This is a genomic window from Paenarthrobacter nicotinovorans, assembly GCF_007670255.1.
In the GTDB taxonomy this organism is placed as follows: Bacteria; Actinomycetota; Actinomycetes; order Actinomycetales; family Micrococcaceae; genus Arthrobacter; species Arthrobacter nicotinovorans_B.
Genome location: NZ_SZVS01000006.1, coordinates 219957 through 231554 on the forward strand (window position 1 = coordinate 219957; position 11598 = coordinate 231554).

The 11598-nt window shown below is 63.8% G+C and carries 6 protein-coding genes, 1 tRNA gene and 1 riboswitch; of the genes, 4 read left to right on the forward strand and 3 right to left on the reverse strand.

Going from position 1 to position 11598, the window contains the following annotated elements; genetic code table 11:
* Positions 1 to 10 precede the first annotated feature (10 nt).
* Entirely contained in the window at positions 11 to 1429 is a 1419-nt protein-coding gene (locus FDP28_RS11605) for a phosphomannomutase/phosphoglucomutase (protein WP_144661583.1), read from the reverse strand.
* Between the two features lie 140 nt (positions 1430 to 1569).
* On the opposite strand from FDP28_RS11605, the gene FDP28_RS11610 reads away from it, so the two are divergent.
* The gene (locus tag FDP28_RS11610) at positions 1570 to 3735 is read left to right on the forward strand and encodes a RecQ family ATP-dependent DNA helicase (protein WP_144661584.1); all 2166 of its coding nucleotides are present in this window, start codon (positions 1570 to 1572) and stop codon (positions 3733 to 3735) included.
* A 137-nt stretch (positions 3736 to 3872) separates the two neighbouring features.
* Positions 3873 to 5309 carry an MFS transporter gene (locus FDP28_RS11615; RefSeq protein WP_144661585.1) on the forward strand — a complete coding sequence of 479 codons (1437 nt, stop codon included), beginning with the start codon at positions 3873 to 3875 and terminating at the stop codon, positions 5307 to 5309.
* Positions 5310 to 5411: 102 nt separating this feature from the next.
* Here FDP28_RS11615 and FDP28_RS11620 read toward each other — a convergent pair.
* A tRNA-Ser gene (locus tag FDP28_RS11620) sits at positions 5412 to 5500 on the reverse strand.
* A 90-nt stretch (positions 5501 to 5590) separates the two neighbouring features.
* Positions 5591 to 7795, reverse strand: a complete 2205-nt coding sequence (locus FDP28_RS11625) for a prolyl oligopeptidase family serine peptidase (RefSeq protein WP_144661586.1) — start codon at positions 7793 to 7795, stop codon at positions 5591 to 5593.
* Between the two features lie 59 nt (positions 7796 to 7854).
* Between FDP28_RS11625 and FDP28_RS11630 the strand changes: the two genes are divergently transcribed.
* Positions 7855 to 9792 (forward strand): FAD/NAD(P)-binding protein, encoded by a 1938-nt coding sequence (locus FDP28_RS11630; RefSeq protein ID WP_144661587.1) that lies wholly within the window; start codon positions 7855 to 7857, stop codon positions 9790 to 9792.
* A gap of 73 nt (positions 9793 to 9865) precedes the next feature.
* A riboswitch (glycine riboswitch) is annotated at positions 9866 to 9964 on the forward strand.
* Between the two features lie 145 nt (positions 9965 to 10109).
* Entirely contained in the window at positions 10110 to 11570 is a 1461-nt protein-coding gene (gene cycA, locus FDP28_RS11635; RefSeq protein WP_144661588.1) for a D-serine/D-alanine/glycine transporter, read from the forward strand.
* Positions 11571 to 11598: the final 28 nt, after the last annotated feature.

Consider the following 11598-nt stretch of genomic DNA (forward strand, 5'->3'; position numbering starts at 1 on the left):
GGGTGTAAGCCTAACCCCGTACGAGAGCCAGAACGCGGTCGCGGATCTTTTCCATGGTGGGCTGGTCCTTGGCCTCGGCGTTCAGCCGCAGGAAGGGCTCGGTGTTGGAAGGCCGCAGGTTGAACCACCAGCTGCCATCCTTGGCCGTGAACGTGCTGCCATCCATGTGGTCGATCTCAATGTCTTCAGTTTCGAAGTCCACGCGCACACGCTCCACGGCGGCCGCCTTGTCCTCGATTTCTGAGTTGATCTCGCCGGAAGAGACGTACGGTTCATACTGGCGGCCGAGCTCCGAAAGTGGGCCGTCCTGCTCGCCGAGGGCGGCAAGGACATGCATGGCTGCCAGCATTCCAGTGTCAGCGTTCCAGAAGTCGCGGAAGTAGAAGTGCGCTGAGTGTTCGCCGCCGAAAACCGCTCCTTCCTCTGCCATGACTGCCTTGATGAAGGAGTGGCCCACGCGCGTGCGGACGGCTCGGCCGCCGTCGTTTGCCACAAGTTCCGGGACTGCCTTTGAGGTCAGGAGGTTGTGGATGATCACCGGGGTTTCTTCGCCGGACTGACGTGCGCGGGCGATCTCGCGTCGGGCAACCATGCCCGTAATGGCCGACGGGGAGACAGGCTGTCCCTTTTCGTCAACGACGAAGCAGCGGTCGGCGTCGCCGTCGAAAGCGAGACCGATATCCGCGCCATGCTTGACGACGGCAGCCTGGAGGTCGCGGAGGTTTTCCGGTTCCAGCGGGTTTGCCGGGTGGTTCGGGAAGGAGCCGTCCAGCTCAAAGTAGAGCGGGATGATTTCGAAGGGGAGCGCCGGGAGCAGCTTGTCGCCCAGGACGGCCGGAGTAGTCAGGCCGGCCATGCCGTTGCCGGCGTCAACCACGATCTTCAGGGGCCGGGAACCGGAGAGGTCCACCAGTTTGCGCAGGTACTCGGAGTAGTCCTTCAAAACATCATGGACCCCGATTTCGCCGCGGGTTGCCGCGGACGGAATGGAGCCGTCGTTCAGGTACTGCTCTGCAAGTGCCTGGATTTCCTTGAGGCCGCTTTCGGACGAGATCGGCTGGGCGCCCGCTTTGGCCATCTTGATGCCGTTGTATTCGGCTGGATTGTGGCTCGCGGTGAACGTGGCACCGGCGGCGTTCAGGGCGCCACAAGCGTAGTAGAGCTCGTCGGTGGAGATCAGGTCAAGGAGCTGAACGTTGGCACCACGGGTTGCCGCACCGTTGGCGAAGGCCTGGCTGAACTCAGGGGACGAAGGGCGCATGTCGCCGCCCACGAGGACGGTTTCCCCCTCAAGGCCCAGGACGTCGATGAAGGCAGCGCCGACGGCCTCGACGATTTCAGCGGTGATGGATTCACCTACGATGCCCCGGACGTCGTACGCCTTAAAGGATGCCGAGAGGTCGAATGTCTTGTTCTGCTCGCTAGTCACGGGCTCAATCCTACTGTGGCTGCCCATCGGTGCATGAACCCGCGGATGCGCTATGTGGATAGTTTTTATCGGCACAGCTGTTATCCACATAGCGGAGTCTGCCCGTGTTTGCTGTCAGTGGTGACTGGAATACTGGGGTCATGGCCCACAACTCCCCAAACACTGCCGCTCCCGTGCAATCAACAACCCAACAGGAAGCCCTGGCGTGCCTTCGTGAACTCGTCGGCCATCCGGAAGCCCAGTTCCATGAAGGCCAGTTTGAGGCGATCGAAGCGCTGGTGGATGCAGGCCGCAGGGCGCTCGTTGTCCAGCGCACGGGCTGGGGAAAGTCTGCGGTCTACTTTGTTTCCTCACTGCTCCTGCGCCGCAGGGGAGCCGGGCCCACGCTGATCGTTTCGCCGCTGCTCGCCCTCATGCGCGACCAAGTCGCCGCGGCGGCACGTGCGGGCGTTCGGGCCGTGGCCATCAACTCCGCCAACGCCCTTGAGTGGGACACAGTCTTGGCCCAGTTGGCCGCCGACGACGTCGATGTCCTCCTCGTGTCGCCGGAGCGGCTGACAAACCCGTCGTTCAGGGAGAACCAGCTGCCCGAGCTTATCCGGAGGACCGGACTTCTGGTGATCGATGAGGCTCACTGTATTTCCGACTGGGGGCACGACTTCCGCCCCGATTACCGCCGCATCTCGGACCTCATCGCGCAGTTGCCGGAGACTGTACCCGTCCTGGCAACTACGGCAACGGCCAACTCCCGGGTGGTCCACGATATCGAAGAACAACTCGGCGCCGGTGTGCTGACTATCCGTGGAGGCCTCGGCCGGGAATCCCTGCGCCTGGGTGTACTCAACCTCGCCGACTCCAGGGACCGGCTTGGCTGGCTGCTGACCCACTTGGCGGACATGCCCGGGAGCGGCATCATCTACACACTCACGGTCTCTGCAGCCGAAGACACCGCCCGGCTCCTTGCCGAGGCCGGACACAACGTTCTGTCCTATACCGGCAGGACGGACCCGGCGGATCGGGAGCGGGCAGAGCAATTGCTCAAGGACAACCAGGTGAAAGCCCTTGTGGCCACCTCCGCCCTGGGCATGGGATTCGACAAGCCGGACCTCGGTTTCGTGATCCACCTCGGTGCCCCGTCGTCACCTGTCGCCTATTACCAACAGGTCGGCCGTGCAGGCCGTGGTGCAGCCAATGCAGACGTCCTTCTCCTGCCGGGCTCAGAGGACCGCGAGATCTGGCAATACTTTGCCACTGCATCCATGCCATCGGAGGAAAAGGCCGCGGCAGTGCTGGCTGTGCTCGGCGATGCCGGCTCGGCCATGTCCACCGTCGCGCTGGAAGCACGCGTAGACCTTCGGCGCACGCCTTTGGAGCTTCTCCTGAAGGTTCTGGCCGTAGACGGAGCCGTCGAGCGCGTAGGCGGAGGCTGGAGGTCAACCGGAAGGCCGTGGCACTACGACGCCGAACGCTACGCCCGCATCGCTGAAGCACGGGTGGACGAGCAGGATTCCATGGTGGTCTACCAGGACACGGCTGGATGCCGGATGGAGTACATCACATCGGTCCTCGATGATGAGACTGCTGCCCCTTGCGGGCGCTGCGACAACTGTGCGGGCCGCTGGTTCCCCGTTGACGTGGCGGAATCGGCTGCGGATGCGGCCGGGCAGACGCTCCGCCGGGCAGGGATCGCCGTGGAACCGCGGCTTCAATGGCCCAGTGGTATGGACCGGTTGGGCGTCGCCGTCAAGGGAAAGATCAAGCCGGACGAGAGCATGGCCGAGGGTCGCGTTCTTGCCAGGCTGACGGACCTGGGTTGGGGTGGTGCTTTGCGTGAACTGTTTGCAGCAGGCGCACCGGACCGGGTGGTCGATCCGACAATGCTGCAGGCCTGCGTCCAGGTTCTGCGGGAGTGGTCCGGGGCCGAGGGCGGAACCCCATGGAGCGGAGCAGGCCGGCCCGCCGCTGTCGTCAGCATTCCCTCGCGCAGCAAGCCACAATTGGTTGAGTCGCTGGCTCAGGGAATCGCCGGGATCGGCAGGATGCCGTACTTGGGCCAGCTTCAGGTGGCTCACGGAGGACCCACCGGCTCGCGGGGAGGCAACAGCGCCTACAGGCTCGCCGGGGTGTGGGAACGGCTGGTTGTGGGACCGGAACTTGCCCAAGCATTGTCGGGGATCGGGAGCCAGCCTGTGCTGTTGGTGGATGACCTCGTCGATAGCCGCTGGACCATGACCGTGTCCGCGCGGGCGCTGCGGCAGGCAGGCGTTGCAGCGGTACTCCCTCTCGCACTGGCCCAAGCGGGGTAGACAGGGTAGGAAAGCGCAAGGTAGGAAACCGTCATTTTGTGATCGCTCCCACATCAGGTCTATAGGATCGAGGAAACACCCTGCTGCCCAGTCGCTGACCCCAGCCGGTGAGCGCAGCCCGAACCTGGACCGGAGCCATGACCACAAGACCCAGTGCCGACGTCACCGAGGCCAGCCCAACCAGCTGGCGGCCGCGCTTGGCCCTGCTGGTGGCAGCAACATTCTTCATGGAGTTCCTTGACGGGACCATCCTGACCACGGCTATCCCGAGCATCGCCTCCGACTTCCGTGTTGCTCCGGCGGACATCAACATCACCATGACGGCGTACCTGGTCACAGTCGCCATGGGAATCCCGCTGAGCAGTTGGTTGGCTGAGCGTTTTGGTGCCCGCAGGATCTTCTGCCTGGCCATTTCGGTGTTCACCATCGCATCCCTGCTCTGCGCTGTGAGTACTGACCTGACCATGCTCACCCTGAGCCGGGTGGCGCAGGGGATGGGTGGAGCAATGATGGTCCCCGTGGGAACCTTGGTGGTCCTTCGCGGTACGCCCAAGTCCGAGCTCCTCCGTGCCACTGCCTATCTGGTGTGGCCGGGCCTGCTCGCCCCCGTGTTGGCTCCGATGGTGGGCGGTGCCCTCACTACGTTCCTCTCGTGGCACTGGATCTTCATCATCAACGTTCCCTTGGGACTGGCGGCATTTATCGCGGCCCTCAGGCTGGTTCCGCGCACGCAGTTTGACGGCAAGCGACGCCTTGATTGGTTTGGCCTCCTGCTGACCACGTTGGGCGTGGGGGCGTTGGTGGTCGGTCTTGAGACCCTGGGCGGCCACGCTTCCAACCTTCTGGCCGTCCTGGTGGTCGTAGCCGGGGTGCTTTCACTGGCCGGGGCAGTTTTCTGGATGAGGAAGGCCAAAGTGCCGCTGTTCAACCTCAGCGTTTTTGGCACCAAGACCTTCCGGGCCACCTCCACGGGCGGGTTCATTTACCGGCTGACCATCAGCTCCGTGCCATTCCTGCTGCCCCTGATGTTCCAGGACGGCTTCGGATGGGATCCCCTCAAAGCCGGCGTCATGGTCGCGGCAGTGTTCGTGGGCAACATCGGCATCAAGCCCGCCACCACGCCGCTCATCAGGCGCTTCGGTTTCAAAGCTGTCCTGGTATTCGCTTCCTTCGCCTCGGCCGTGACGTTCGCCCTGTGTGCTTTCCTCAGCCCTCAAACGCCCGAACCCTTGATTTTTGCTTTGCTGCTGTTCAGCGGCGCCTTCCGCTCCATCGGATTCTCCGCGTACGCCTCAGTGCAGTACGCGGACATCGTTCCCGGTCAGCTGCCTTCAGCCAACGCGATCTCGGCCACGCTGGTTCAGCTGGCGACTGCTGCCGGAATCGCCGTCGGGGCCTTGTTCCTGCGCCTGTTCGACGCGACTCGTATGTTCGGTCCTGACCACGCAGGAGCCTACAAGGGGGCGTTCATCGCCATGGCTGTCCTGATGCTGATCAGCACCGTGGACAGCCTGACGTTGCACCGTCACGCGGGTGCGGAAGTCAGCGGAGTGGCGGCCGGGACCCGAAGCTAAAGCACACCCGAGCCGGGGCGATGAATACCCGAGCCCCTGAACGCCGTCGGTCCAAGCCGCTTAAACGCAAAAGGTCCCGGTTCGAAAACCGGGACCAATTCGCGGAGACGGGGGGATTTGAACCCCCGGTCGAGTTTAACCCCGACCCTTCATTAGCAGTGAAGTCCATTCGGCCGCTCTGGCACGTCTCCATCCGCTATTGCTAGCCCACCAAGGATACGCAGAAGGTGTCGTCCAGTGCAAAACAGCCGTGCAATCCAGTGTCAGCGTTCTGGAAGGGGTTACTTGCTCCCGGCCAGTGCGAGCCACAGGAAGTGGTTGCTCCGGGCTTGGAGCGCTGCAGCTTGCCTGTTGTCGGACGCTCCGGCGTGCCCGCCCTCCAATGCCTCGTGGAACCACACGTTCGGGATGCCCATGGCTTGCATCCGTGCCGCCATCTTCCGGGCTTGGACAGGACCTACCCGGTCGTCGGAGGTCGCCGTCCAGATGAACGTTTCAGGGTACTCGATGCCGTCGCGCAGCAGGTGGTACGGCGAGAACGTCCGGATGAATTCCCATTGCTCAGGGACATCCGGGTCACCGTATTCGGCGATCCAGGAGTAGCCCGCCGAAAGCTTGGTGTACCGCCGCATGTCCAGCAGGGGTACGCCGCAGGAGACCGCGCCAAAAAGTTCCGGGTATTGGGTCAGCATGTTGCCCACCAGGAGGCCGCCGTTGGAACCGCCCACGCAGCCCAGTCGGCGACGACTTGTGACGCCGCGCGAAATCAAGTCCTTGGCTACGGCGGCGAAGTCCTCGTAGGCGCGGTGCCGGTTCTCTTGGAGCGCAGCACGGTGCCAAGAAGGGCCGTACTCGCCGCCACCGCGGATGTTGGCCACAACGTAGACACCGCCGCGGGAGTGGGCGGCAGCCCCGACGTCGGACGTTGTGCGGCGCTCCAGCCAGGCCCGTCCGATGGTTCCGCTGTACGCCGGAGTCCGGGAAACCTCGAAGCCGCCGTAGCCGGAGAGCTGGGTGGGGTTCTCGCCGTCGAGCACCAGGTCCTTGGCAGCGACCTGGAAGTAGGGGACCTTGGTGCCATCCAAGGAGGTGGCGAAGTGCTGCTGGACTTCGTACTCGGCTTCGTTGAAGAACGACGGCGACCGCTTCACCACCGCGTGCTCACTCGCCACGGAGCCGGCATCCGGCCCGGACGGTGAAGCACCAAGCGTGCCCCGGGTGAGGGTGGTGGGCGTCGTGAAACCGGTGGCCACCAACCAGAAGTCATTCCCGGCGCCGGATTCAGCGTCGTCTTCATCGTCCACGGCGTAGGCGTTGACATCATGCAGGGGCGGGCAGGCATCCAGGACTGTGGAAGCCCACGTCCCGTCGCTGTCCACAGACGATGGGTTCAGCACGCGGATCTCTGATGAAACGTCCCGGAGCAGGTTCAGCAGCAGGTAGTCCTTGGTCCAGCTCCAGGACTGCAACGAGGTGTGTGCATCAGGGGTGAAAAGAACCAACAGGTCGCGTGAACCGGCAAGGTAGCTCTCGAAATCCGCTGCCAACAAGGATCCGGCCGGGTACGTTACATCGTCCACCTCCCAGTCACCCTGGGGCCGGAAGAGCAGCCAATCGCGGTGGACGCTGATGTTGACATCGGTGGGAACGTCGATGGCCACCCATGAGTCATCGCGGAGCAACCACGTGCTGCGGTTGTAGAAGTCGATGTAGTCGACTGCGAAGGTCCGCTCGTAGCCGGGTGTGGAGTCGTGTGCCACCATCGCCAGCATGTGGTTTTCGGGAATTTCGAACAGGCGTTCAGCGTCCGCAAGCGACTGCCCCCTGCGAAGCTTGACGCCGGTGCGTGCATAAGAGGACGACGTCGCGGGCAGGCCTTCCGCGGTGCTGGACACCAGGAGCGTGTCAGCATCCAGCCAGCTGACGTTCCCCTTCGCCGTGGGGATGTCGAAGCCGCCTGCCGCGGGGTCCACGAAGGTGCGGGATTCGACGTCGAACTCCCGGTGGCGGTCGGCGTCGCCGCCATCGGGGGAAAGCGAAACCATGGCCAAGCGGTACTCGGAGCCGTCGGCAGGGCGATGGAAACCGGCCCCGTGGAAGACCCATTCGACGCCCTCCGAGGCAGCCAGCGCATCGACGTCGAGCAGCACATCCCACTCAGGTTGGTCGCTGAGATAGCTCTCCCACGTGGTGCGGCGCCACAGTCCCTTGGGGTGCTCCTTGTCCTTCCAGAAGTTGTAGTAGAAATCGCCGCGTTTGTTCACCATGGCGATCCGGTCTGTGGAGTCCATGACTTCCAAAATGCCGGACTGGAGCTCCGCATAACCGGCGTCTTCCAGCAGTTCTTCGGTGCGGGCGTTCTGCTCCCTGACCCACGCGAGCTGTTCTTCGCCGTGGATGTCCTCCAGCCAGGCGTTCTCATCCGTGGGTTCAGGCGCGGCGCCATTCTCTGACAATGGCGAGGGATCAGCTGCTGTGGTGGTCATCGCCCCATCCAAGCAACACAGTTCGACGGTAGGCAAGTCACGCAGAGTTAGGCTTGAGCGTGGCTAAATCGCAAACCAACCGTGTTGCCCTTCTGGGGGCCGGCCCTCGGGGCACCAGTGTCCTTGAGCGGTTGCTCGCGAACTGGGCTGCCGGGGACGCCGATGGAGCCACCCTGCACATCCATGTCGTGGATCCCTTTCCTGCAGGTTCGGGGCACGTGTGGCAGCCCGGCCAGTCCCGGCTGTACTTGATGAATACGCAGGCGTTCTACCCGACACTGATCCCCGAGGATCCCGAGCTCGCAACCCCGCTGACGGGTGGCTCCTTCGACCAGTGGCGGGAGGCCCGTCGTCGTGATGGTGCGGGCCTGGACGACCCCGAAAAAGCCGAGCTGGCCACTCTGGAATCCCACGACTTCCCCAGCCGCGCCCTGTACGGGCGCTATCTGCGCCAAACCCTGGAGGGGCTGCTGGACCGGCTGCCCGACGGCGTCGAGGTCACCTTCCATGAAACGCTCGCCATTGCTGCGCGTCCGGTTGACGGGAAGTTCGACGTCGAACTCGCCGACGGCACGACGCTCACCGTCGGTTCGGTGGTGCTGGCGTTGGGGCACATCGAATCGCGGCTCAACCCGGAGCAGAGGTCATTCAAGCGTGCGGCCGACGAGTTGGGCTTGGCGTATTTCCCGCCGGCACCGCCCGCGGATGTGGATTGGCAGGCGGTGCCTGACAGCCAACCCGTTCTTGTCCGGGGCATGGGTTTGAATTTCTTTGACGTGATGGGCCAACTGACCGAGGGTCGCGGAGGCAAGTTTGTCGAGGCAGGGGTGCCCGGAGCCGGTGTCCTGGAGTACCGGCCATCGGGCCGTGAACCCAGGATTTTCGCTGCCTCCCGCCGCGGTACGCCGTACCGGGCCAAGGCAGGGCTGGACGGCTACTACCCACGCAGCATCACCATGCGGTACCTGACAGAAGACGCGGTAGACCGGTTCCGGGCAGCAGGCATCCAGCCCGGTTTCGACCACGATCTCTGGCCGTTGCTGCACAGGGATGCGTTGTGGGCCTACTACTCAACGCTGGCCAGGTCCCAGCCCGCCGCGATCAAGGATCCGGCGCAGTTTTTGGCCGACCTGCAGGATGCGCTGCAACCGCATGCCCACACCACGGCGCACTGGGAACACGATGTGGAGGTCCTGGTTGAAAAGCACGTGGTTGCTTCGCGCCGTTTGAATCTTCGTGGGCTCGCGGCGCCGTTGGCGGGACGGACGTTCGCATCACGGCGTGATCTGGATACCGCGATCACCGCCTACCTGGACGACGACGCCCGGCGCTCGGCTTTGGGTGAAGCCGATCCCGTGAAGATGGCCATTGGGGCACTGCACACCGGCCGGGCGATCCTCAAGACCGTTGTGGCGGACGGCGGCATCACGGACGAGTCCTGGTTGGCCGGTCTGCGCGGCTGGTTCGAATCGTTTGTCGAAGGACTGGCCAGCGGGCCGCCCGCGCTCCGCTCGGAGCAGCTCGCCGCCTTGGCGCGTGCCGGCGTCGTAAGTTTTGTCGGACCGGACCCCAAGTTCAGTGTCGATCGGAGCGCAAAGGTGTTCCGGGCGGCTTCGCCGTGGGTTCACGACGGGCCGGTGGAGGCGGAGACCCTCATTGAGGCGATGTCGCCGGCGAACAGGGTTGGCATCAATATCTCCCCGCTGCTGGAGCAGCTCATGGCTGATGGCTTGGTGCGGACCAAGATCATGATGAGCGTTGAGGGCACCCCCATGCAGACCACCGGCCTTGACGTTGAACCGCACCCCTACCGCCCCCTCGCGGCCAACGGATCTGTTACGGAAAACATGTACGTGCTCGGGCTGCAGTTGTCTGCGTCGCAGTGGGGCAATGCCATCGCCGCGGAGGCCCGTCCCCGCACCGGCCCCGCCTATGCCAGCGGGCAACGAACCCTGCGTGACGCCGATGAGATCGCCCGCAGCATTCTGGGACTCTAGAGCCCCGGGTTGCGCCGCCAGCCAGCCTTCGCTACTGTGTGAGCTGCATCACCCGTAAGGGTGTGCGCGCTTTTGATCTGCGGCGGGAGAGCCCTGCCGGTACATTTCGTCAGGCGCCGTAGGAGCAAACCCTCCCCAGGAATCTCTCAGGCCCATGTACCGCCGCGGCGAGGCAACTCTGGAAAGCAGTCCGGCCACCGGACTCACCGAAGGTGCAAGCAGGCCCATGCCTGCGGAAACTCTCAGGTCTACCTACAGAGCGGGGAGGAACCCGAATCAATGCGGCACCACAGTGCCGCCTGAACGACGGAGTTCCTTTGACGATTCATCCCACCACCGGCAACGATTCACCGCATCTCGAACGCCAACTCAGCAACCGCCACATCCAGCTCATCGCCATCGGCGGTGCCATTGGAACCGGCCTCTTCATGGGCTCGGGCAAGACCATTTCCGCAGCTGGCCCCTCCGTAATTTTCGTGTACATGATCATCGGCTTCATGCTGTTCTTCGTCATGCGCGCCATGGGCGAACTGCTCCTGAGCAACCTGAATTACAAGTCCTTCAGCGATTTCGCCGCCGACCTCCTCGGTCCCTGGGCCGGCTTCTTCACCGGGTGGACCTACTGGTTCTGCTGGGTCATCACGGGCATCGCCGATGTCATTGCGATTGCCGGGTACTCGGAGGAGTTGTGGCCAGGGCTGCCCTTGTGGATTCCGGGTCTTATCACCATCGGCATCCTGCTGCTCCTGAACCTGGCAACCGTGAAGGCCTTCGGCGAGACCGAATTCTGGTTCGCGCTCATTAAGATCGTGGCCATCGCCGCCCTCATTATCGTTGGCCTGTTCATGATCCTCAGCGGCTTCCAGTCAGACGCCGGACCGGCCAGCTTCAGCAACCTGTGGAACCACGGCGGTTTCTTCCCGAACGAGTTCATGGGCTTCGTTGCCGGCTTCCAGATCGCCGTCTTCGCGTTCGTGGGCATCGAGCTGGTGGGCACCACCGCGGCCGAGGCCAAGGACCCGGAGAAGAACCTGCCCAAGGCAATCAACTCCATCCCCATCCGTGTGCTCCTTTTCTACGTAGGTGCGCTCATCATCCTCATGTCCGTCACCCCGTGGACCCAGTTCGCCGCGGGCCACAGCCCCTTCATTGCCATGTTCTCCCTGGCAGGCCTCGGCGCCGCCGCCACGATCGTGAACCTGGTGGTTTTGAGCTCGGCGATGTCCTCGGCCAACTCCGGCATCTACTCCACCTCCCGCATGGTGTACGGCCTGGCCCAGGAAGGCGACGCGCCCGCTGTCTTCAGCGCCCTGTCCGGACGCAAAGTACCCCGCAACGCCCTGTTCCTTTCCTGCGTCCTGTTGCTGTCCGGCGTCGTCCTCATGTACGCCGGGCAGGACGTCGGCAAGGCATTCGACATGGTCACCACCGTTTCGGCTGTCTGTTTCGTGTTCGTGTGGTCGATCATCCTGGCCAGCTACCTGGCCTTCAGGAAGCGCCGTCCCCACCTGCACGATTCCTCGGCTTTCAAGATGCCGGGCGGGGTGGTGATGGTGTGGGTGGTGTTCGCCTTCTTCGCATTCATCCTCTGGGCGCTGACCACCCAGCCGGACACGCTCATGGCGCTGCTGGTCACTCCGGTGTGGTTCCTCGCCCTTGGCGTGGCCTGGGCGGTCCTTCGCAAACGGCCCACCCACCTGGCCCGTTACGAGCACTTCAAGGCTGAGCTGCAGAAGGACGCTGAGCGGGTGAACGAACCCGAATCCGTCCGCAGCTGACACCCAAGCAAAGAGCCAGGCTCCTCGA